The 20,934-nt window shown below is 58.3% G+C and carries 21 protein-coding genes and 1 tRNA gene; 5 read left to right on the top strand and 17 right to left on the bottom strand.

Going from position 1 to position 20,934, the window contains the following annotated elements; translation table 11 throughout:
* Positions 1–71 precede the first annotated feature (71 nt).
* On the bottom strand, positions 72–1,568 hold the full coding sequence (locus LQT98_RS01280; RefSeq protein WP_231460848.1) for an MFS transporter: 1,497 nt from the start codon (positions 1,566–1,568) through the stop codon (positions 72–74).
* Positions 1,569–1,652: 84 nt separating this feature from the next.
* Between LQT98_RS01280 and LQT98_RS01275 the strand changes: the two genes are divergently transcribed.
* Positions 1,653–2,606 carry a LysR family transcriptional regulator gene (locus LQT98_RS01275; RefSeq protein WP_231460847.1) on the top strand — a complete coding sequence of 318 codons (954 nt, stop codon included), beginning with the start codon at positions 1,653–1,655 and terminating at the stop codon, positions 2,604–2,606.
* Between the two features lie 32 nt (positions 2,607–2,638).
* Here LQT98_RS01275 and LQT98_RS01270 read toward each other — a convergent pair whose 3' ends face one another.
* The gene (locus tag LQT98_RS01270; RefSeq protein ID WP_231460846.1) at positions 2,639–3,703 is read right to left on the bottom strand and encodes an alpha/beta hydrolase family protein; all 1,065 of its coding nucleotides are present in this window, start codon (positions 3,701–3,703) and stop codon (positions 2,639–2,641) included.
* Here LQT98_RS01270 and LQT98_RS01265 point away from each other — a divergent pair.
* Positions 3,689–3,967, top strand: coding sequence for a hypothetical protein (locus LQT98_RS01265; RefSeq protein ID WP_231460845.1), 279 nt, complete (start codon positions 3,689–3,691; stop codon positions 3,965–3,967). The genes LQT98_RS01270 and LQT98_RS01265 overlap by 15 nt on opposite strands.
* 549 nt (positions 3,968–4,516) lie before the next feature.
* Here the strand turns inward: LQT98_RS01265 and LQT98_RS01260 are convergent.
* The 14 genes from LQT98_RS01260 to LQT98_RS01195 all read right to left on the bottom strand — a co-directional run bounded on the left by LQT98_RS01260 (position 4,517) and on the right by LQT98_RS01195 (position 18,193).
* Positions 4,517–5,362 (bottom strand): hypothetical protein, encoded by an 846-nt coding sequence (locus LQT98_RS01260; RefSeq protein WP_231460844.1) that lies wholly within the window; start codon positions 5,360–5,362, stop codon positions 4,517–4,519.
* 421 nt (positions 5,363–5,783) lie between these two features.
* Complete coding sequence (locus LQT98_RS01255; protein WP_231460843.1) at positions 5,784–6,068, bottom strand: hypothetical protein; 285 nt, start codon at positions 6,066–6,068, stop codon at positions 5,784–5,786.
* Between the two features lie 78 nt (positions 6,069–6,146).
* Positions 6,147–6,857, bottom strand: a complete 711-nt coding sequence (locus LQT98_RS01250) for a hypothetical protein (protein WP_231460842.1) — start codon at positions 6,855–6,857, stop codon at positions 6,147–6,149.
* 1,066 nt (positions 6,858–7,923) lie between these two features.
* Entirely contained in the window at positions 7,924–10,725 is a 2,802-nt protein-coding gene (locus LQT98_RS01245; RefSeq protein ID WP_231460841.1) for a toprim domain-containing protein, read from the bottom strand.
* A 10-nt stretch (positions 10,726–10,735) separates the two neighbouring features.
* Positions 10,736–11,044: a DUF1484 family protein gene (locus tag LQT98_RS01240; RefSeq protein ID WP_191185817.1), complete on the bottom strand. Its 309-nt coding sequence runs from the start codon at positions 11,042–11,044 to the stop codon at positions 10,736–10,738.
* The gene (locus LQT98_RS01235) at positions 11,041–11,217 is read right to left on the bottom strand and encodes a hypothetical protein (protein ID WP_231460840.1); all 177 of its coding nucleotides are present in this window, start codon (positions 11,215–11,217) and stop codon (positions 11,041–11,043) included. Before LQT98_RS01235 ends, LQT98_RS01240 begins: the two co-directional genes overlap by 4 nt.
* Positions 11,218–11,710: 493 nt before the next feature.
* Complete coding sequence (locus LQT98_RS01230) at positions 11,711–11,989, bottom strand: ogr/Delta-like zinc finger family protein (RefSeq protein WP_231460839.1); 279 nt, start codon at positions 11,987–11,989, stop codon at positions 11,711–11,713.
* A gap of 12 nt (positions 11,990–12,001) precedes the next feature.
* Positions 12,002–12,979 (bottom strand): P2 family phage major capsid protein, encoded by a 978-nt coding sequence (locus tag LQT98_RS01225; protein ID WP_231460838.1) that lies wholly within the window; start codon positions 12,977–12,979, stop codon positions 12,002–12,004.
* A gap of 12 nt (positions 12,980–12,991) precedes the next feature.
* On the bottom strand, positions 12,992–13,717 hold the full coding sequence (locus tag LQT98_RS01220; protein ID WP_231460837.1) for a hypothetical protein: 726 nt from the start codon (positions 13,715–13,717) through the stop codon (positions 12,992–12,994).
* Positions 13,718–13,742: 25 nt separating this feature from the next.
* Complete coding sequence (locus LQT98_RS01215; RefSeq protein ID WP_081557029.1) at positions 13,743–13,961, bottom strand: helix-turn-helix transcriptional regulator; 219 nt, start codon at positions 13,959–13,961, stop codon at positions 13,743–13,745.
* A gap of 776 nt (positions 13,962–14,737) precedes the next feature.
* On the bottom strand, positions 14,738–15,487 hold the full coding sequence (locus LQT98_RS01210) for a hypothetical protein (RefSeq protein ID WP_231460836.1): 750 nt from the start codon (positions 15,485–15,487) through the stop codon (positions 14,738–14,740).
* 162 nt (positions 15,488–15,649) lie between these two features.
* Positions 15,650–16,852 carry a tyrosine-type recombinase/integrase gene (locus tag LQT98_RS01205; protein ID WP_231460835.1) on the bottom strand — a complete coding sequence of 401 codons (1,203 nt, stop codon included), beginning with the start codon at positions 16,850–16,852 and terminating at the stop codon, positions 15,650–15,652.
* A 181-nt stretch (positions 16,853–17,033) separates the two neighbouring features.
* Positions 17,034–17,108 (bottom strand) — tRNA-Arg (locus LQT98_RS01200).
* A 155-nt stretch (positions 17,109–17,263) separates the two neighbouring features.
* On the bottom strand, positions 17,264–18,193 hold the full coding sequence (locus LQT98_RS01195) for a polyprenyl synthetase family protein (RefSeq protein WP_048408611.1): 930 nt from the start codon (positions 18,191–18,193) through the stop codon (positions 17,264–17,266).
* A 230-nt stretch (positions 18,194–18,423) separates the two neighbouring features.
* Between LQT98_RS01195 and rplU the strand changes: the two genes are divergently transcribed.
* From rplU to obgE, 3 genes are all read left to right on the top strand, one after another.
* Complete coding sequence (gene rplU, locus LQT98_RS01190; RefSeq protein ID WP_039753142.1) at positions 18,424–18,735, top strand: 50S ribosomal protein L21; 312 nt, start codon at positions 18,424–18,426, stop codon at positions 18,733–18,735.
* A 12-nt stretch (positions 18,736–18,747) separates the two neighbouring features.
* Positions 18,748–19,023: a 50S ribosomal protein L27 gene (gene rpmA, locus LQT98_RS01185; RefSeq protein ID WP_048408612.1), complete on the top strand. Its 276-nt coding sequence runs from the start codon at positions 18,748–18,750 to the stop codon at positions 19,021–19,023.
* A gap of 144 nt (positions 19,024–19,167) precedes the next feature.
* Positions 19,168–20,328: a GTPase ObgE gene (gene obgE, locus LQT98_RS01180; RefSeq protein WP_048408613.1), complete on the top strand. Its 1,161-nt coding sequence runs from the start codon at positions 19,168–19,170 to the stop codon at positions 20,326–20,328.
* Positions 20,329–20,502: 174 nt separating this feature from the next.
* On the opposite strand, the gene LQT98_RS01175 is transcribed toward obgE, so the two are convergent.
* On the bottom strand, positions 20,503–20,934 hold a 432-nt coding region (locus tag LQT98_RS01175; RefSeq protein WP_231460834.1), incomplete at its 5' end, for an MFS transporter.

Raw genomic sequence — 20,934 nt, 5'->3', positions numbered from 1 at the left:
TTCTCCTTCGCCATCTTGGGTTCGTGTTGAGGCCGGCTAGCCGGCCCTGGCCGCTTCAAAACACTTCAACATCAGCCCAGCCGTTGTTGCCACAGCACTATCACTATAAGACCCAGGGCCATGATGCATTCCAGCCGGAAGAAATCCAGGCAGGACAGCAATTGCGATTGCTGCATCAGTTGGCCGACCAGCACGGCGATCCTCTGCTTGGCGCTCAACTCCGGCAAGGCCTGCTGCAACTGGTCCAGCGCGGTGTTGAAGGCCGGGTTGAGCTGGCTGAAGCCCTCGGACAGCCGCTGGTAGTGCAAGGCGTTGCGCGCTTGCAGGAACACGGTGCTGGCGGCCACGCCCATGGACAGCGACAGCTGGCGGACGATGTTCTTGGTCTGGTAGGCGCGGGCGAAGTCGGGCTGGCCGATATGGCTGAAGGTGGCCTGCGCCACCGCCATGATGAACAGGGACATGAAGCCGCCGTTGCAGATCAATATCGTCACGATCAGGCTGGCCGGCGCGTTTTGATTGAGGCCGGACATCAGCACGCCGTAGAGCAGCAGCAGGCTGCAGGCCGCCGCCATCATGGTGCGCACGCCGCGCGCCCGGCGCTTGAGCAATAAGAAGGCGTAGAGCGTGGAGAACAGGATGCCGGCGACAAAGCTCACCGACAGCAAGCGCCCGGTGGTCGGCAGGTCGAAGCCCAGCGCCTGCTGCGCCATCACCGGCAGGATGTAGCTGTTGGCGGAAACCAGCAAATAACAGCAGCTGTAAAAACCCAGGCCGGCCAGGTAGCGCAGCTGAAACAGCGCCTGCCGGTGCAGCGGGTGCCGCCGGCGGTGGTATTGCCAGCCCCAGCCGGCCAGCAGGGCCAGCGCGAGGATGGCCAGCAGCCATTCGGGGCGGGCGAAGAAGTCGTAGGGCAGTTGCTGTATCAGCCATTGCAGCGCCAGCACGCCGATGATCATGAATAGAAAGGCGCGCGAGCCCTGGGTCTGCGGATGGGCCGGCTCCGCCTGTTGGCTCAGCAGCCGGGTGGCCGGCCAGGCCAGCGCCAGCGCCGGCAGCACGGCGAAGAAAATCCAGCGCCAGTCCTGGCGGCTGATCAGTTCCGCGCCCAGCAGCGGGCCGCAGGCGGAGCCCAGCATCAGCGCATAGCCAAAGCAGAGCAGGCCCAGCATCTTGGCCTGGTCGCTCAGCGCGTTCACTTCCACCCGCGCCGCGGTGAAGAAGGCCGCGCCGCCCAGGCCTTGCAGCGCCCGGCCCAGTATCAGTTGGCCGGGGCTGTTGGCGAAACCGCATGTCAGCGCGCCGATGCCGAACACGATGATGGACAGGCGGATATAGCGCCGCATGCCCAGGCGGCGGCTCAGCCATTCGTGCTGCAACAGCACCAGGATGGCGGCGCTGGCATAGGCCATCGCCGCATAGCTGAATTCTTCCGGCGCGGCGCCGACGCCGCCCATCACTTGGCTGGAGGCGAAGTTGAGCAGGCCGTTCTGGAAGAATTCCAGGCAGGCGACCAGCATGATGGAAATCAGATACCAGCGGGTGGGGTGGGGGCGTTCGGCATTCATGGGATAGACACTCGGGATGGTGTCCCCATTATCGGAGCCGGCTATAATTCAATGAAATCGATTGTTGGCATGGTAGCTATTGAAATGAATGATATAGACGCGCTGTGGCTGCGCCGGCTGGATCTCAACAATATGGTGGCCCTGCATGCCCTGCTGAGCACGCGCAGCGTCAGCGAAAGCGCGCGGCGGCTATGCCTGGGCCAGCCGGCGGTCAGCCATTTGCTCAAGCAGTTGCGGGAGCAATTGCAGGACCCGCTGCTGTGTCGGCACGGCCAGGGAATGATGCCCACCCCGTTCGCCGAGGCGCTGCTGCCGGAGCTGGAGGCCTGGCTGGGCGCCGGCGAGCGCCTGTTCCGGCAGCGCCAGACCGAGCTGGACAAGGTGGAGAGGACGGTGCGGCTGGCGCTGCCCGATCCGCTGGAGGCGGCCTTGCTGCCCGGCTTGCTCAAGGCCTGCCGCGAGCAGGCGCCGGGCCTGAGCGTGGATGTGGCGGCGCTGTCTTCCGCCCAGGCGCTGGCGGCGCTGGAGTCGGCGCAGATCGATTACGCCGTCGGCTATTTTCCCTATCCCACGCCAAGGCTGGAGCGGCAGACCTTGCTGCGCAACGGCTTCGCCTGCCTCTATCACCGCGATCAACTGCAGTTGCCGCCAGAGGTGGGGGCGGGGGAGGTGGCGGCCTGGCCGCATGTCTACACCTCTTATACCGGCGAAGCGGTGAGCCTGATCGACCACTATTTGCAGCGGCACGGTTTGCAGCGCCGCATCCTGGTCCGCACCGCCAGCCTGCTGGCCATCCCGCCGATACTGGTGGCGGTGCCGGCGCTGGCGGTGCTGCCCGCCGCCGTTTGCGCCATCATCGGCCGACATCACGCGGGCATTGCCAGCGCGCGGATAGACGAGCCCAGCTTGCAGCTAGACGTGGAGTTGCTCTGGCATCCGCGGGTGAATCAGGATCTGGTCCATCAATTCGTGCGGGCCGCGTTGACCGGGCAGTGCGCGGATGGGCGGCTAGGAGCGGCCTCCGGCACGGCTGCTTGAGAAGCGCATGCCTGGCAGGTGAAAGCTGAGCCTTATGAGCCGCTGGGGCAGCGCGGCGCATAGCGCGCCAGGCCTTGGTCTGGGTGCTTGATCCAATTGCCGATCTGCCGATAGACGCCGGGCAAATACGATTCCCGGCCCTGATACAGGAAGTAGGCTTGCTTGTACCATGGCCAGTCGGATTCGAGCTGGTAATTGAAGCTGGATGCCTTCATCAAGTTATGCGTCCCGCCGGGAATCAGCGCCACGCTGGCATCGGGCTTGGCGCGCAAGCTGTGTTGAAAGCGGCAGCTGTCGGTCTTGGCGTCGACATTCAAATCGTCCTCGCCCAAGGCGATCAGGACGGGGCCTTGCATGCGGCTTAGGAACGGACGCGAGTCGCTTTGGTAATTCTTCTGCACAAAGATCAAGCGGTCCGGCGACATATCGCTGCGTTGCGCCGCCTGGCCCTTGGCCGCAGGCCCGAACAGGGCGTCGTTTTCTTGCCGCTCCCGCGCGAGCAAGGCTTGGATCTCCTCCGGGCTTTTACCCTGGCTGCGATAGCGCAGAGCCTGGTAGTACTGCCCTTGGTCCCGCCAGTTGGCGGCGCCGCCTATGATCACGGAAAAATCGCTGGCCTGGCGCGAGGCGGCAATGGGAATGACCCAGCCGGCTTGCGAGTAGCCGAAATAGCCGACGGGAATCTTTTGGCCTTGGTAATGGCCGGCGATCATTTCCCGCGCGGCGATGGCTTCGTCCGCCCGGTCGGACATGGATTGATGCAGCCAATTGCCCTGGCTTTTCCCTATGCCGGCCTTGTCCCAGCTGAAGATGGCCAGGTTCTCGGACAACAGCAGATTGAACAAGGGGTAATAGCCATGGTTCGCATAGCGATCCATCGGCCCGTCGCCATGGATCAGCAAGATCACGGCATCCGGCGTTTTGTTCTCGGCTTGCAGCAAGGTGCCGGAAAGCCGCTGGCCATTGTGCTGAAACGTCAGCTCTTCCGTCTTGATGCCGTTGAGCTCGAAGTCGTCGATATGGCTGCTGAAGAAGACGGCGGCGGCCAAGAGCAGGCCGCTCAGCAATAAGGCGGCCAGTAGATGGGTTTTTTTCATGAGAAGGGTGTCCGGCATCGTCCCGCCGCGGCCGGCGGCAAGGAGGGTCATGCTGTCCGGGGCGTGGGTTTGCAAAGATCCTGGGATATTCCCATTGAGTACTACTGTTTTGCAAACCTTTGCCGCGCCGCGGGTGTCGGCGCGGGCATGCCGGGCGGGCCGGATAGGGCATTGGATATGAAAAAAGCCGCCATCCTGATTGGGATGCGGCTTAGACATGGTGTGGACGGTTTGGAGTCGAAGTGGCGCCCCGACAGGGATTGAATTGGTTTTACAGTCGACTGTTTGTTAAGTGTTTTTTATGTTTATTGAAATCAAAATACCCCTAAAGGTACCCCCATGACTTTTTTGCTGGATAGGAAAGGCTGCTTTCGACCCAATGGCGACAGTCGGCACTTTGGAAAGCGGACGAGCTACTTAGTAGTAACCGGCCTCTTGGGTTTGCTTTACCTTGCTTCTAAGTCCTGAGTGCCCTGATGATACTGTCGTTGTGAATTTACAGCCGTTTTGAGCCAGTCCGAAGACTCGAAACGTGTAATTCATTAACCGATTCTCTGCCTTGACATGGGCTGTGCAGCTAGATAAGTAGCGTTACACCATGACTAAGCTTAGAAGCGATGAACGAGTCTGATGTCACCACAGAATAGGCTTGATGTGCAGCGAGGTGGCTGACGATGGCCTCTCGGCTGGAACAGCCGATCTCGTGAAAATCGCGGTACTGCAGCAGGGTATTCACGGTGGTGTGTTTCTTGGGAGCTGACGCGGAGTTGAGGCGTTTGAACGGCTTTTTGCTCTGGTCACCCGAACACTGCGCTAGATCCCCAGCTTTTTGGAAACAAAATTGGCAACTATTGAAATGAGCAGCGCAAGAAAAATGGCTGACAAGACAAAGTTACGAATTTGTCGTTTCCGGTCGAAGCGAGCAACGTAATCGCCCCAGCAGAAGTTATAGCTAGGTGCAAGCCAAGGTGATAATTTCCCGAACAAAAAGAATAATAAATATGGTGCGATCATTGCCAAAACCATTGGGGTGAGTAAATTCGCCAGAGACTGTTGGTTTTTTATCCGCTCAAGTGCAATTATGGCTTCGATTGCATTTTTTAACTTACCGGCTTGGTATTGCTCTTGAAGCAGTATGTGGCTATCTCTTCCTGTACCGAAAAAGCTCATTATGGTCAACATGGTGATGGTGGAAAAGAGAAGCAAGGCTAATGTCGACCATTTTCCGTTGAGGATGGCATCCCATGCCATAATCTTCGTGCGTTTGATACGTTCCTCAAGCTCAGAGGAGGCAACAAAAGCCCAATCTCTTGAGTCGCTCTCAATGGATAGAGAAATCGAATCCCAGTTCTTTCTGTTCTTGGCAGCATTCTGGAAAATTAACAAAACATGGAAGCGCTCTGGTGCTGATTTGCATTTCCATTCAAGTCGAACTGATTCAATAGCTTTTGATCCATCGTTCTCTAAGGCAACTAGATCATCGATAGATGATGACTCCGTAGTTGCCCCGTTTGACAGATGTGCACATGCGGTAAAGTCAACATCAATCTGTGCTGTTGTCTTGAGGATATGTTCCGTCGCAGTCTGCGCAATTCGCCGTAATTCCTGCTCAGATAGCACAAAGCCCCAGCTAAATGTTCGGTGAATTTCTGTCTTCATGTTATTGTCGGATGTAAAGTACTCTAACGAAAAATATGTGTCACTACATATGTATGCGACTGAAATGGTGTGTCAATTCTGAATGCTTGTTTATTGATGGATGTATTGCAAATTCCTCTGCGTCGGCGATGCCGCGTTGAAAACCGCTTCGAAATGCCCAGATGTTACGTGTGCATTCGACTTTGCCTCGCTGGTTTTGCCTTGTCTCGCTCTCGCTCTTGTTCTGAAGGTTATAACCACATTCTAGTAATTTGCATTTAGGGAAATGTGCCAAAATTTAATCTTTTATGAGTTGATATTGTGCATGAAATCCTATGGCGAAGACTATGGCGTTTTGTCTCATTCAGACTTTGCCTTGAATGTATTTTCTCCTAAGGCAGATGGCTCTTATAGGGGAGGTGGTAAATGGCACCATTATTTTTTATTCAGTTGCAATTTTGTAGGCTATTAAACTAGAAAATTTATTTCTTGCCTCTGCATTGAGTTTCATTTTGTTTTCTTTGCACCATTTGGGGAACTCATCGGGGTCAATATCTACGCAAATAACCTTGATATTTTTTGCTTCCATTCTTTTGCGACCCATCTCAGCGGCGGCAAACCACTCCTCATAAGTATTGTGGAGTTTGTCGCCGTCCTCGAACATGGCGCGAAGTTTAGCGAATGTCTCAGGCCTATACCAAGACATGCCAACAATTTGAATTTTCATGAGTAGTTCCTTAGGTAAATCTAACGTGAAAGTGTACGACCTACACAGTATTTTTCGTAGGCCCGCTCAGTTGTCGTTTCATGCCTTTCGAATCCTCGGTAAGTTATCACCAATCTCATGAATGGCTGCTCGTAATACTTGTAGACAAATCTTCGCTGTATGTTCCCGTGGAGAGAAGCCCGAACTCATCTGCTCAAATGGATGTATGTAGTTGCGGAAATCTCTAAGAGAATGACTAAATTTGTGTGTGTCGGGTTGTATCAGACCTAGCTCCTTGGCAACATCAATGAAACCGCTGAGGTTCCACTCATGAAAAGGCTTAACTTTCGAACTGCTGTCTTTGGAGGAGGACTTGGCGGAGTTGAATTGCTTTGGGTATTGAATAGCCAACCCAAGGAAGATACCTTCCAAAGCACTTCCTGCCAAAAGGATTACTGCTAATGGCGAGCCGGAGCTAAAGCACTTTTCAATTTCTTTAATTCTGTGCTGAAGAACATCTGTAATGGCGCTTTCAAGCCCCAGCGCACTTAGGTTAACGTTCGTAAACTCACGGCTTAGGAACTCATTCTCCGAGTCTTTTTTTTCTCCAAAGTCGATTTCAACTTTTTCGAGCCTCTGAAAGACAATGTCAGCTTCTCTTCGAAGAAGTTTCCATTTGTCGAAGGCAAGGTACTGATTAAATTCCTGTATCAAGAGGTCCAGATGCTGAATTCGACCAATGAAATTGACAGGAGAAAAGGTATTTTTAATGCACTGATCGAGGGCAGGTGTCCCATTGATTTTCGCCAAATGCTCATCAGTAAATAACCAGCGCGATGGAAAACCTTGACTATATGAGTCATTGAACCCTAGTTCATTGAAGAACTGAACTAATTTTGGGCCAGACCGATATTCTGACTTTTCATTGATAATTTCTCGAAGACATTCGAGTGTTTTATTGCAGAGAATCATTGGCTATAGGTGTGATGTGAAATGCATAAATGAAATTTATACGTATTATTCATATTTTTCAAGCCATTGGGGGTTGATAGTCCCTGAAAAACATAACCAAATGAGACCGCTACTCTACATCTTGACTTGATTACGGGAGATGACAGGCATATGTCATGCTTGCTTCCTATAGAGATAGCGGTGTTGCTATAGCAGTAACATTTTGTTCATCGTTAAAGGTCACACCTGACAGTTATCAGCCAATTGATAACCCAGCTTTTGTCTAGCCTCAGCCAGACACACACACCTAAAATCCCCCCGAAACCGTGGATCAGTCCCTAAGTCTTTGTCCTGTAACGGCTTTTCATCCACGGTTTGTCCACGGCCTCTCCCCCCGATTCCGTGGATGCCGCATAAACCTCAATAAAATCAATGCCATGAAGGGAAGGGCATATCCACCATTTCCACGACTTCCGCTGGCAAACCCGTGGATTAATTTTTAAGCAGCGCTCCGAAACCGTGGATGGCCCCTGCCTTCCTTTTTCATGGCTTTTTATCTCTATCTCTTTGTTTTTTAAATAAGAAGAAATACTTAGAGGCCGTAAAAGGCTAAAACCCCAATGTGGAAGAATTGGGGCAAACCGTGGAAGTTTGAGGAGAAACCGTGGATTTCGGAGGGCAAACCGTGGATGGGTTGTTCTCAACAATCAATGACTTAGGTCGTCAGTAGGGGGCAATCCACGGAATTTTTTTACATCCTCCCCTACCCAATGGCGCGGAAACCGGCGATTTCTGGCCGTTTTCGTCGAAAGTGTTGTGTCGATGTCATATTCGGTGTGTAAAAGGCTTCGCAATTTTGCAGTTTGAGCGGGGGAATGCGTGACAGCCCACACAAGGCGGGCTGTCGAGGGGAGGGGCGGGGGGGTTAGGGCTGGATGTCCGGCGCGGCGTAGAGGCCGAGCTTCTCCAGTTGCGGCAGGCTGATCGCGGTCAAGTGGCCTTGGCGGCGGCCGTGGATGGTCTTCTCGACGCCGTCGGCCAGCACTACCGGGCTTTGCAGCAGCTGATGCTTGAAGATGCGCCCAGTCTTCACCGGCAGCGCGTCGAACTTGGCGCGCAGATGCGGCGCGGTGGAGAGGTGATCCATCACGTGATTCGGCCGCAGGAACAGCGCCATTTCGCTGCGGCCGTCAGGGAGTTTGACCCGGTCCCAGCAGTGCGGGTAGTCGAAGCGCCGGGCTTCCAGCTCGGACAGCAGGATTTCCATGATCCACACCCAGGGCAGCCGGCTGCCGTCGGTGTCGACGATGTGGCTGTTCATCTCCGCCAGCAAGTCTTCGATGAAGCCGCCTTGCTGCGGGTCGAGGTCGGCGAACTCGCACAGCAAGGCCCAGCTGCACAGCAGGGCGGCGTAGTTCTCCATCATCCGCCGCGCGGTGGCGTCGCCGGTGGGGGCGCGGCTGTGGCGTTCGCACAGCCTCAGGTAATGGCGGTGCAGGTCGCGTAGCCGGGCCGGCTCGACGTCAGCCAGAAACTGCAGCCACGGCCACAACGGGAAGACCGGCAGATCATGCGGAATGATCGCCCCTTGCCGCTCTTTCGACAGGCTGCTGCGGCACAGCTTGGATTGCAGGCTTTGCGCGTCCACCTCTTCGCCGGCCAGCAGCACCGGCGCGCACATCAGATACGGCGTCAGGCTGGCCCCGACGCGGGTGAACTCGAAACGATAGGTCGACTGCAGCAGCGCGTCGATGTCGGACAGCACCGTTTTGGGCAGCTTGGAGAATTCATCCCAGCCCACCGGCTGCGAGGTGAACGACACCGAGGCGCGGCGGCGGTGGTCGGTCTTCAGCATCTGCCCGGACAGCACCTGAAACGCCAGGGTGGTTTGCAGACTCTCCAGCAGCTTGGACTTGCCCGAACCTTTCTCGGCCTGCATCTGGAAGTGCGGATAGAAGCCCAGCAGGTTCTTGAGATGGGTGCCCAAGCCCCAGACCAACACGATGGCGGCCGCATTGTCGCGGAAGGTGTCCTGATAGGCTTGAATCACCGTCCGCGCCTGTTGTTGCGTGCCGCGCGGAAACGTCAGGTTGTAGTACAGGCATTGCTTCTGCGGCTCGACGAAATAGCAGTCTTGCCCCTCCTGCGCCGCCAACGTGCCGGCCTTCCATGACAGGCCGACGAAGTTGACCACGTCGCGCGCACCCAGGTCGGCGGCCCGCTCCATCAGGTTGACCAGGCGCTGGAACTGCGCCGGCTTCCAGATTGCGCCGAAGCGGCTTTTCCACCATTCGAGGTTGTACAGCTTGTCGTCGGTGGCCACCTCGCGCTGCAGCGTCACCCCATGCCGCGCCAACTGGGCGCTGACGCCGAACACCGTTTCCGGCTGATGGTCGGCCGCGCCGCTGATAGTGGCCAGATGGCTTTGGATGCGCAGCCGCGACAGGCTGGCCACGCGGAAGGAACACAGGTCGCCTAGCGTCTCGGAACGGTTGCCATCGTCGTCGGTCTTGAACTCGTCGACGTATTGGGTGAAGTCCTCCTTCACCCGGAAACGCCAGTACACCGCCCAGTCATGGCCGGGCAGTTGCACCCGTCGCGTGCCCTCCAGCCGTTCGCCGCCGCCGGGCATGCCGGGCAACAGCCACGGCTCCAGCTTGCGCAGCCGGCCGCGCAGCACGTCCGCGCCGTGCTGGCGCAACACGTCGTTGAGGTCTTCGCCTTCATCCCAGTCCTGCATATCCACCAGCAGATGACCGATGTCGGCCGCCGTCAGCTTCTCCGACAAGCGCCAGGCCGCCGCTAGCCCCGGCCGCACGCCGCTGGCCGGGTTCACCGGGTCGCTATGGTCCAGCGCCACCCGCACCGCCTTGCCGCGCAACACCGTCCAATCGAGGCTGTCGACATTGCCGACGCCGCGCAGGGCCAGCGCCGCCACGTCCGGCGGCGTGCAACTCTCCACCGACAGCGCATTGATCGGGCTTTCCACCAGATAGACCAGGCGCGCGCGCTGCAGCCGTTGCGGGTCGCTGCACCAGCCGTGGCCCTCGCGCGCGCCTTGGCATTGGGTCTTCACGCCGCCGTTCAAAGCCGGATCGACATAGCGCAGATCCACCGCCGCCAGCCGGCCGCCGCTGCGCACCAGGAAGGCGACGGCCGCGCCGCCGTGGCCCACTTCGCCGGCGGCGATCTTGGCGCTGTGCCAATCGTTCCAGCCCAGCGTCTTGCAGCGCAGCGCGCGCCGGATCACCGCTTCATCGATGCCCCGGCCGGTCAGGTAGGCGATGGCCGCATCGGCTTGGGCCAGGCAGCGTTCGCCGATGTAGTCGAGGGTGGACTTGCGCACCGGCGCGGCCTTGTCCTTCATTGCGGATTTCGGTTGCGGCAGGCCGTACCAGTCGCCCAGCAGGCGCGCGGCCGCCAACGGCGTGTCGAGTTCCGGCTGGCAGTAGCGCAGCAAGTCGATGCAGCTGCCGCCGGCGTCGCCGCTCCAGTCCTTCCAGCCGCGGCCGTCGGCGAAGATCGACAGCGACGCGTGGCGGTCCGGGTGGTGCGGGCTGTGATAGTTGCCCTTGCCCTGACGCTTCAGGCCCAGGCGGGCCGCCAGGTCGTGCAAGTCGATCTGCTCCTTGAGCTGGTCGAACCATTGGCCCAGGGCGGTCGGCGCACCGCCAGACAAGCCGGGGGCGTCTCGCCCGGTACGCGGGAGAGGGATTCGTGCGGTCATGGTCTTGTCCTTAGAGCAGTTGGCCGATGTCGGCGCTGGCGTCGATGACTTGTTGCTGCAGCGGCGCCAGCAGCCCGGCCAGGCGTTGCGCCGGCAGTGGCTGGTTCTCGGCGCAGTCCAGCAACTCGACCAGGCCCTGCAGGCCGTCGCCAGTACGCGTCAGGCGCGAGACACCGGCGCTGACGGTGTGTTCGATGCGGCGGCACAGGCTGGCCAGCTGGCTCAGCGGCTCGCGCAGTTCGGCATGTTCGGGGGTGTCGGCCAGTTGCTGCAGCTGGGCCAGCTGGTGATGGACGGCGGACAGGATCAGGGCGTTCATGCCAGCACCTCCACGGTGAAACCGGCGGCGGTGCGATGAATCAAGGCGCGTTGACCCTGGGCGACCAGCAAGGCGGCGAGCGCACGGGCTTCGGCTTCGTTGGGCAGCGTGGAAACGGGACGGGCAACTTGGGGAAACAGGACGCGGAAAGCGCGCAGGGTGATGCTAGGCATGTTGGCCTCCTTCGTAAGCGTTACGCTTGCCATCCCGACGCCAATCGGGGGTGGCAGGCACAGGGCGGGATTGGCGTACCGATACGAAGGAACCGGCGCGTGCATGCACGCTCCCACCGAGGCCCGCCATAGAAGAAGACGCACCAAGGGTGTGTGACGGACGTAAAAAATGCCGCAATAGGCGGCCATCCGCCTTCGTAATCGGGACGCCAATCCCGGTCGCTGTTTTGAATGCGACGGAAAGATGGTGCAGCAATCGAGCGGGCTTGTCAATTCGCTTTCGAGGTTGGGAAATCGGGTTCGCGCATTTCATCGGGAGAGATATTTCTAAAGCGTGGAGCGGGATCATCGGGAATGGGGCCGGGTTTTAGCGGGCATATTATTAAAGCCGCCATTCAATATTAAATAAGTGAATTAAATCCATTTCAGCCGACGCTATTCAAGGTCAATTTCAGGGGGGCTACATGGCCCGCCGGCCGGCGAGCCATGGCGCTTAGCCCAGGATGCGATGCCGCACGCGGCCGGGCGTCACGATCAGCGCCTGCCGAGGCGAGGGCGACAGGCCCGGCAAGGTGCGCAGCCGCTCCGGCGGAATCCGCGCGCCGCCGTGAATGGGCTGGGCCAGAGTCAGCGGTTCGCCCTCGAGCGTCTTGTACTGGTGGCAGCAGTCATCGTTGCTGCAGTTGTAGTAAATCTCCTTGGTCGCGGCGCTGAGCATGCGGCTGGTGCGCACCCGCGACACCGCGCCGCATAAGGGGCAAGGGAAGGCCATGATGCAGTCTCCTCAGTCAACGATTTCAACGGCGTCAATCAGCACGCAGGCGGCGAGGTTTTCGACGACGTAGGCGTCGTGGCTGGAATGGTAGAACTCCACCCGGTTCAGCGACGGCTCCTCGTGGTAGTGGTAGCGGCTGGCGTGTGGATTGAAGTACAGCGACAGGTTGTCCAGCCGGGTAATCAAGATGCTGTCGCCGGGGAAGAAGGCGGCCGTCGCCGCTTGCAGCCCGCCCAGGCGTTGCTTGTGAAACACCAGGTCGTCCTGGGGATTCGCGTCGCAGACCGCATCCGGCAGCAAGTCCGCGCCCACCAGGACCACCAGGCCGGGGTCGTCGCGCCACGCCGGGGCTAACCGCTGCTTGAGCGCGTAGCGCACCAGGCGATGCAGCGAGCGGAAGCGTTCGCTCTCGCCGATGCGGGCGCCCTCGATCCAGTGTTGCGGGGCTTGCTCGCGGATCTGCTGCAGCCAGCCGATATTGACGTCTTCCAACCGCGGGTGGCTGGCCCGGTTCGAGTTCGGCGCGCGCTGCAGACCGTGGAAACCGATCATGATCCGGTCGAGCAGGATGCGGCGTTCCAGCACCTGCCGCGCGTGGGCTTCAAACCCGGCCGGGGTCTGGCTCTCACTCCACCAGGCGTCCAGCGTGTCGTAACTGAAGGCGGCGTCGAAGTTGGTTTGCTGGCAGTGGTATTGCGCCGGCCGCCAGGTCTTGCCGGCCGGCTGGCGTTCATGACGCTGGGTGTCGACGGTGGCGGCCAAGGTGCCGGCGAGATCGAAGTGCTTGGCCTGCCCGCGGATCTCGGAAACGCCGAGCAGGTTGATCGCGGACAGCAGCCGGCTGCGCGCCTTCAGTGCGTTAAGGCGCGCTTGCACCGTTTGGGGCGTGGGGGTCGCGTACAGGCTGTCCTGGGCGCGGTACTGCTCCAGGTCATGGTAATAGCGGTCGATGAACTGGTTCAGCGCGTGGCGGGTGGGGTTCTGCATGTCTCGTCTCGGTTAGCGGTTGATCAGGGCTTGGTACTGCGCGTCGCGCTGGGCTTGGTATCGCTGTCGGGCAATCACGTTGTGTTGCTGTAGCGGCGGGGTGGCCAGCGGCGGCAGCGGCTGGTTCAAGCGGGCGAGCAGGTCGTCCGGGGCCGCCGGGGCGGCGTTGCACAGCGTCTGCTGTAGCGCGCCGGGCTTGAGCACGGCATGGACTTGCTCTTCTTCGCGGTGCCAGTCGGCGCTGCCGAACACGCGCTCGATGCAGGCCGGTGGCGCTTGGCTCAGCAGCAGCGTCAGCACCGGCAGTTGCTCGCCCCATTGGGGCAGGTGGTCGTCGAGCACCGCGTCCCAGTACTGGCGCTGCAGCGCGTCGCGCGCCTCGGCCAGCGCCTTGCGCTGCTCGAACAGCGCTTCATGCTGGATTTCGGCTTGAATCTTCTCTTCCTCGGCGATCTTCAGCGTTTCCTCGGCCAATTCCAGGTTGGCCATCTCCTTGTGCTTCAACTCGCGCACCGCCTTGGTGGGAATGCCCAAGGTCGAGCGCATCGCCTGACGGCAATCCTTGCGCGCCTGCTCGGCCTCCATGCGCAGCGCGGCGGCAGTGTGCTCGCGGCGCGTGGTCTGGCTGTTTAACTGCTGCCAGGCGTCGAGTGCGTGCTCAAAAGCGGTCTGGCGTTCGGCCAGCTCGGCCACGGCCGCGGCGAGACGGGTTTGGGTGGTGGGGTTCTGGATATGCATGGTCTGAGTCCGGGAAGTTACGGGGTTAGGCGCGGCGGGCCGCGATGCGTCCAGCCATCCAGCTCTCGATTTCAGAGGACAGCCAGGCCACGCTCTTGCCGCCCAGCGGCACCGGAGCCGGGAAACGGCCCTGCTTGATGGCGTCGTACACCGACGAGCGGGACAGGCCGCAAGTGGCGATGACTTCCGGCAAGCGCAGAAAGCGCAGCGGTTGAGAAGAGGGCGAAGCGGCAACAGCGGTCATGAAGCGTCCTTGTTGGTGGAGGTGGATATCAGTGGATGGCATCGGATACGCCGATCAGCGAACGCAGTATTGCGGAAATTACAAAGGGGGTTTGGGGGTTGGGTTGTGGGGCGCTCCCACACAACAAAAAAATTTGAAATGCCCAAAAAACGCGGATTTTGCTATTGACGACGGGCGGGAAAAAAGGAATGCGGGCGCAAAATGGCCCGCCACGGAACGGCATCGGATGGCGGTGGACGGGCTAGGACGCACTCAGCGGCAAGGAAATGGGGGAAGGCAGGAAAACGCGAAGCGGGGATGGTCAGCGGACACGGCAACTGCATGCATAGCGTGCATGAAAACGCATGAATCCGGGCGGGGGGACAAGGGCGCGCCAGGCCATACGGCAAGGGCCTGGCACGGGTTCATGCAGCTGCATGATTAGCGGCCCATGAAGTGCGGGGGCGAGGCGGGGCTTCGATAGCGCGCGCTGGGGTATCTATGCAGATTTACTCACGTGTGTGTGGAAGATTAAATTATTTTCGTTCTGGACGGGGGGTATCGACTAGCCTGCCAAGTAGTTCTGGAGTTAGAAAAGTGGTTTTTCCCACAGAAGTTTTAATTGATATGGGCGATGGTTTGATCTCAATTCCAAGTGGTGTTTTCCAGTTGTTGAGTCCATTGATAAGTTGACTCCACTTGTGTGGCTTTTCTGGTTTGTGAGGAATTGTTATATAAAACCAAAAGCTATTTGGTGATTTTCAATGGGTAAATAAAGTGCTGTGATTGGTTTGTTTTTACTGATTTGAGTCAGTGTTTTCATTGGTTAGGTCTTGAGTCTCATAGGAAATGAATTTTTTTCCCGGGAAGATAGATCGAGCAGTGTCCTGTACTTCTTTGTGTAGGGTTTGTAGGGAAATGTATGAAGCATCTATAAGGTTTTTTGCTGTCTCAGCCCCCGTTATTGCACCTTTAAAAAGCCTTTCCCCTAATAGCGTTTTTATTTCATCTGTATGAAAATTTCGACCGTTCATAGACATCTTTTCAATTGCAATTTGAAACTCGTTTACATAGAACTCATTTCTTATGCTGATGCTATCCATCGCTTGAAAGAATCTTTCCTGTTCTACGGTAAGATGAAGAAGTAAGTTGGGGTGAGCATTCTCCAATTCCAAAAGAAACTCAAGATCGGAATAGTTGTGTGTTAAGTCGGAGTATGAAGGGGGTTTAAATGCGGGCATGTTAAATGCTCTGTTGTATTTGTCTGAATAGTTGTCAAAATCTTGTTTTATTTGGCTTATTGCATTGAATTGGCGGATTATTATAAATAAGGCTCTGTTCATTGATGCTTTTTGCGTGGCCAGTAATTTCTCAGTTTCTTTGTGTTCATTCAGACGAAAGGCAAAGGTGGCCCCGATAAATGTGCTAAAGAGGGATAAGATGGTAGTACCAAAATCTTTTTGGGCTACTTCGTTTTGATTGAAGAGTATTATTAATATAAAAATGGCTGTTGCTATTATGGTTCCGTATGTTATTTTGGATTTCATTTTTTCCCTTTTGTATTGTGTTGAAATTATTTGAAATGTGAGGGTTGTCTGAATTTTCTATATGGCGGGTAGGGTGTGTTGTTGTGTTGCGATATTTTTAGGTTAGATTGTTGTTGGTGTGGTGTCCGAATATCTATTTGTATAAGTTGAGTTTGGCGGTGATTAAATACCATTTTTCTGCAAAAATCCTGCCCACCACTGCATCATCGTCTTACGCTCTTCCATATACTCTGCACGATTGTAAACGGCGCGTACCTTATTTGTTTCGATGTGGGATAATTGACGCTCAATAGCATCTGGGTTGAAGCCTTCTTCATTCAGGATGGTTGATGCCGTTGAACGGAAGCCGTGGACATCGGCTTTGCCCCTGAAGCCCATGCTGTGAAGAGCGCGGCGCAGGGTTTCAGGCGACATAGGGCGGCGAGGACTGTTGCGGTTGGGGAAGATGTGTACCCGCCCGCCGCTTATTGCGTGGAGTTGCTGCAGCACTTCCAAGGCTTGCCTAGATAGTGGGACCAGATGTGGCGGCGCGGTTTTCTTGGATTTCTCCGGCAGCTTTCGATGTTCCGGTGGGATGGTCCACAGCGCCTTGTCGAAATCGATCTCTTCCCACCTGGCCATGGCCATCTCTCCGACGCGGGTGAAGGTCAGCAGCATCAGCTTCATCATCAGCTTAGTTTGCACGCTACCGTCATATTTCTCCAGTGCTTCCAGAAAGGCAGGGATGTCTTCACGCATCAGCGCTTTGCGTGGCGTGGATTGCTGGGTTTTGAGAGCGTCGGTCAGTGGAGCTGCCGGGTCGCTGTCACCGCGGCCGGTTAGGATGGCGAGGCGGAAGACTGCTGAGCAGCGTTGACGCAGGCGCTTGGTGGTGTCGATGTTGCCGGCGCTCTCCACCTTGCGCAGCACTTCCAGCAGCTCCAGCGGGCGAATCTCATTGATTGGCCTGTCGCCGATGTAGGGGAAGATGTGGGTCTTCATGGCCGACAGGACACGCTCGCTGTGGGCTGCGGACCATTCGTGGCTTTCCCTTTCATGCCATTCCAGCGCGATGGCTTCAAACGTGTTGGCGGCGGCGGCCAACTTGATCACCTTATCCATCTTGCGCATTGCCGCTGGATCATCGCCATCGGCGATCTGCTTGCGGGCATCATCGCGCTTCAGCCTGGCTTCCTTCAGACTGACTTCCGGGTATACGCCCAGCGCCAGCAGCTTCTCTTTGCCATTGATACGATATTTCAGCCGCCAATACTTCGCGCCTGTCGGCATGACCCATAGAGACAGCCCCTGCCCATCGGTGAGCTTGAGATGCTTGCCATCCTCGCGGGGCTTGGCGTTTTTGATGGCGGCGTCGGTTAGGGGCATGGGGGTACTCCTCGCTTTGGGGGTATCGAAATCTGGGGGTACACAAGATACCACCAAAAATACCCCCGCGTACCCCCGGCTTTGCTTGGATGGTTTCGGACTGCTTTGGACGTAAAAAAACCCGCAAAGCCTTATTTGGCGCGGGTTTTTGGATTTTCTCGGACTGCTTTGGAAGTGTAAGTGGCGCCCCCGACAGGAATCGAACCTGTAACTGCCCCTTAGGAGGGGGCCGTTATATCCATTTAACTACGGAGACGCTGTGAAAAGCTTGATTCAAAAATCATTAAAAGGCTCGCGAGCTAGAGCGAGACAAGGCGAAAACGGCTGAAGAAGCGGAATGTACATACGGTACATGAGCATTCTGAAGACGTTTTCAACGCGGTATCGCTGACGCGCAGCAGACTTTTGTCCTTAGGCGCTGCGGTCCACCGACAGGCGGGCCAGTTCCACCAAGGCCTGGCGGGTATCCGATTCCGGAATCGGCGCCAGCGCGGCAACGGCCTGTTCGGCCACTTTGACCGCTTCGGCCCGGGCGTAGTCCAGCGCGCCGCAGGATTGTACCGCAGCCAGCACGTCCTGGAAACGATCGCGGCTGGCGTGTTCCAGCGCGTCGCGCACGGTGGCGGAGGCTTCCGGGCTGCCATTGCGCATGGTGTAGATCAGGGGCAGCGTCGGCTTGCCTTCGGCCAGGTCGTCGCCCAGGCTCTTGCCTATGGTGTCGGCGTCGCCGCTGTAGTCCAGCACGTCGTCGATGATCTGGAAGGCGGTGCCCAGGTACATGCCATACTCGGCCATCGCCTGCACCTGTTCGGCGCTGGCGCCGGCGCTGAGCGCGCCGACGCGGGCGGAGGCTTCGAACAGCTTGGCGGTCTTGTACTTGATCACGCGCAGGTATTCGTCTTCGGTCACGTCGGTGTTGCCGATATTGAGCAGCTGCAGCACCTCGCCCTCGGCGATGATGTTGGTGGCTTCCGCCATCACCGCCAGGATGTCCATATTGCGGGTGGTGACCATCATCTGGAAGGCGCGGGTGTAGAGGAAGTCGCCCACCAGCACGCTGGCGGCGTTGCCGAACAGCGCATTGGCGGTTTCGCGGCCGCGGCGCAGGTCGGATTCGTCCACCACGTCGTCGTGCAGCAGGGTGGCGGTGTGGATGAATTCGATCATCGCCGCCAATTCGTGCAGCTGCGCGTCGCCATGGCCCAGTGCGCGGCCGGACAGCAGGGTCAGTACCGGGCGCAGGCGTTTGCCGCCGGCGGAAATGATGTATTCCGCTACCTGGCGGATCAGGACGACATCGGAGTGCAGTCGGGCGCGGATGACGCGGTCGACCGCCTGCATGTCGTCGGCTATCAGTGTACGGAAAAGCGGGGTGGACACGATCTCAACCAGTTATATGAATTGGGTACGCCAAAGCCGGGAATGTTACCAGAAAAGCCGCTCCAGCCGCCATGGGCCGCGTACCGCCGGACTAAGTCGATGAAATCATTGACAACTTGATGGCAGGTCCGTATAGTTTCGCGTTCTCCCGCGCTAGAGCGGCGAGATTTTATTATCAGGAGCACATGCGAATGTATGCGGTCATAAAAACCGGCGGCAAGCAGTACAAAGTTGTCGTTGGTGAAAAACTCAAAGTAGAACAGATACCTGCAGACGTCGACAGCCAGATCGTACTTGAAGAAGTGCTGATGATTGCTGACGGTGAACAGGTTGTTGTAGGCGCCCCGATGATTGCCGGCGCTACTGTTAAGGCCACCGTTGTTTCCCACGGTCGTGGCGACAAGATCCGCATCTTCAAGATGCGTCGTCGTAAGCACTACCAGAAACATCAGGGTCATCGTCAAAACTTCACCGAAATCCGCATCGACGCGATTTCGAAGTAAGGATAAACAGTCATGGCACACAAAAAAGCAGGCGGTAGCTCCCGCAACGGTCGTGACTCCGAAGCCAAACGCCTGGGCGTTAAGGTTTACGGCAGCGAACTGATTCCGGCAGGTTCCATCATCGTGCGTCAGCGCGGCACCCGCTTCCACGCTGGTGAAAACGTTGGTCAGGGCAAGGATCACACCTTGTTCGCCAAGGTTGACGGCTACGTTGAATTCACCGTTAAAGGTGCAATGAAGCGCAAGATCGTTAATGTGGTTCCGTACACCGGCGTAGACGGCGAATAAATTCGCTTTCTTAGGGATCTATGGATCCTCCGGGGAAAGCCCTATCCTGTGATAGGGCTTTTTTCATACCCGAGGGGCAAGGCGTGAGGGTGGCCGCGAGTCCATCCTGACCCCTGACTCCTCGCCAGAACAGAGGTTGAAAACATGAAATTTATCGATGAAGCCCGCATTGAAGTGTTCGCGGGCCGCGGCGGCAACGGCGTGGCCAGTTTCCGCCGCGAGAAGTTCGTTCCCTTCGGCGGCCCGGACGGCGGCGACGGCGGCAAGGGCGGCAGCGTGTACGCGGTGGCGGACGAGAACGTCAACACCCTGGTGGAGTTCCGCTTTGTCAAGAAATACCTGGCCGAACACGGCGAGCGCGGCCGCGGCGCCGATTGCTATGGCAAGGGCGGCGACGACATCGAGCTGAAAATGCCGGTGGGCACGGTGATCACCGACCACGACACCGGCGAGCTGGTGGCGGATCTGACTCATCACGGCCAGCGCATCATGATTGCGCGCGGCGGCAAGGGCGGCCTGGGCAATATCCATTTCAAATCCTCCACCAACCGCGCGCCGCGCCAGTGCACGCCGGGCGAGCAGGGCGAGCAGCGCACGCTGAAGCTGGAGTTGAAGGTGCTGGCCGACGTCGGCCTGTTGGGCATGCCCAACGCCGGCAAGTCCACCTTCATCCGCGCGGTGTCGGCGGCCCGCCCCAAGGTGGCGGATTATCCGTTCACCACGCTGCACCCCAATCTGGGCGTGGTGCGCATGGACGATACCCGCAGCTTCGTGATCGCCGACATTCCCGGCCTGATCGAGGGCGCGGCGGAAGGCGCCGGCCTGGGCCATCGCTTCCTCAAGCATTTGCAGCGCACCGGCCTGCTGCTGCACGTGGTGGACGTGGCGCCGTTCGATCCCAATGTCGATCCGGTGCGCGAGGCGCGCGCCATCGTCGAGGAATTGAAGAAGTACGATGATGAGCTGCACGGCAAGCCGCGCTGGCTGGTGCTGAACAAGGTGGACATGTTGCCGCCGGATGAGCGCGAGCTGACGGTGTCCGCCTTCCTCAAGGCCTATGGCTGGCCGGAACAGCAGCCGGACGACCGCTTCGGCTTCGATCTCACGGCGCCGCGCGTGTTCAGCATTTCCGCGCTGAACCATGAAGGCACCCGCGAACTGACCTTCGCCATCATGTCCTATCTGGACGTGGTGCGCGCCGAGCAGCGCAAGCAGGCGGACGAGGCTCAGAAGCAGGCCGCCGCCGCGCGTCAGACCATGATTACTCCGGATGCGGCTATGCATCAGGACACGACGGAAGAGTAAGAAGCTGTCCAAAGTCCGCTGCGCTTAGACGATGCTGCGTTGAGTCCGTCTTGTACCTAGGTACATTCCGTTTTCTCAGCCGCCTCTCTCTAGCTCGCTAGACTTTGGGCGGGTTCTCTAGGCGTCGGCATCCGCTGCAAGCAAGAAGGCCAGTCTCGCGACTGGCCTTTTTCTTTATCGATCCGCCATCGCGGGCATCGCCCGCCGCGTCGCCCACCAGAACAGCAGCGCCAGCAGGCTGACGGCGGCGCCGAGCAAACACACGGCTTGCCAGCCGGCATGGGCATAGACGGCGGTGGTGCCGATTGCGCCCAAGCCGCTGCCCAGCGCGTAGAACAGCATGTACAGCCCGACCAGCCGGCTATGGGCTTCGGGACGGCTGCGGAAAATCAGGCTCTGGTTGCTGACGTGCAGCGCCTGGCCGCCCAGGTCCAGCAGCACGATGCCTAATAGCAGTGCCGCCAGCGATTGCTGCATCAGCGCCAGCGGCGCCCAGGCCAGTAGCAGCAGGCTCAGCGCCGCCGCGCTGGTGCGCTGGCCATGTCCGCGGTCGGCCCAGTGGCCGGCGCGCGCGGCGGCCAGCGCGCCGATCGCGCCCACCAGGCC

This window comes from Chromobacterium aquaticum (assembly GCF_021129195.1).
GTDB classification, from domain to species: Bacteria; Pseudomonadota; Gammaproteobacteria; order Burkholderiales; family Chromobacteriaceae; genus Chromobacterium; species Chromobacterium aquaticum.
This window is presented reverse-complemented; position numbering and strand designations above follow the sequence as displayed.

What these genes read in the sequence shown, in the direction of transcription:
- LQT98_RS01195 (WP_048408611.1), bottom strand. Translation starts at nt 18,193, where the DNA reads ATGCAGGCGGTCGACCGCGTCATCCGCGCCCGACTGCACTCCGATGTC.
- LQT98_RS01270 (WP_231460846.1), bottom strand. Translation starts at nt 3,703, where the DNA reads ATGAAAAAAACCCATCTACTGGCCGCCTTATTGCTGAGCGGCCTGCTC.
- LQT98_RS01215 (WP_081557029.1), bottom strand. Translation starts at nt 13,961, where the DNA reads ATGACCGCTGTTGCCGCTTCGCCCTCTTCTCAACCGCTGCGCTTTCTG.
- LQT98_RS01205 (WP_231460835.1), bottom strand. Translation starts at nt 16,852, where the DNA reads ATGCCCCTAACCGACGCCGCCATCAAAAACGCCAAGCCCCGCGAGGAT.
- LQT98_RS01240 (WP_191185817.1), bottom strand. Translation starts at nt 11,044, where the DNA reads ATGAACGCCCTGATCCTGTCCGCCGTCCATCACCAGCTGGCCCAGCTG.
- obgE (WP_048408613.1), top strand. Translation starts at nt 19,168, where the DNA reads ATGAAATTTATCGATGAAGCCCGCATTGAAGTGTTCGCGGGCCGCGGC.
- LQT98_RS01255 (WP_231460843.1), bottom strand. Translation starts at nt 6,068, where the DNA reads ATGAAAATTCAAATTGTTGGCATGTCTTGGTATAGGCCTGAGACATTC.
- LQT98_RS01265 (WP_231460845.1), top strand. Translation starts at nt 3,689, where the DNA reads ATGGGTTTTTTTCATGAGAAGGGTGTCCGGCATCGTCCCGCCGCGGCC.
- LQT98_RS01260 (WP_231460844.1), bottom strand. Translation starts at nt 5,362, where the DNA reads ATGAAGACAGAAATTCACCGAACATTTAGCTGGGGCTTTGTGCTATCT.
- LQT98_RS01230 (WP_231460839.1), bottom strand. Translation starts at nt 11,989, where the DNA reads ATGGCCTTCCCTTGCCCCTTATGCGGCGCGGTGTCGCGGGTGCGCACC.
- LQT98_RS01280 (WP_231460848.1), bottom strand. Translation starts at nt 1,568, where the DNA reads ATGAATGCCGAACGCCCCCACCCCACCCGCTGGTATCTGATTTCCATC.
- LQT98_RS01210 (WP_231460836.1), bottom strand. Translation starts at nt 15,487, where the DNA reads ATGAAATCCAAAATAACATACGGAACCATAATAGCAACAGCCATTTTT.
- LQT98_RS01275 (WP_231460847.1), top strand. Translation starts at nt 1,653, where the DNA reads ATGAATGATATAGACGCGCTGTGGCTGCGCCGGCTGGATCTCAACAAT.
- rplU (WP_039753142.1), top strand. Translation starts at nt 18,424, where the DNA reads ATGTATGCGGTCATAAAAACCGGCGGCAAGCAGTACAAAGTTGTCGTT.
- LQT98_RS01245 (WP_231460841.1), bottom strand. Translation starts at nt 10,725, where the DNA reads ATGACCGCACGAATCCCTCTCCCGCGTACCGGGCGAGACGCCCCCGGC.
- rpmA (WP_048408612.1), top strand. Translation starts at nt 18,748, where the DNA reads ATGGCACACAAAAAAGCAGGCGGTAGCTCCCGCAACGGTCGTGACTCC.
- LQT98_RS01225 (WP_231460838.1), bottom strand. Translation starts at nt 12,979, where the DNA reads ATGCAGAACCCCACCCGCCACGCGCTGAACCAGTTCATCGACCGCTAT.
- LQT98_RS01235 (WP_231460840.1), bottom strand. Translation starts at nt 11,217, where the DNA reads ATGCCTAGCATCACCCTGCGCGCTTTCCGCGTCCTGTTTCCCCAAGTT.
- LQT98_RS01220 (WP_231460837.1), bottom strand. Translation starts at nt 13,717, where the DNA reads ATGCATATCCAGAACCCCACCACCCAAACCCGTCTCGCCGCGGCCGTG.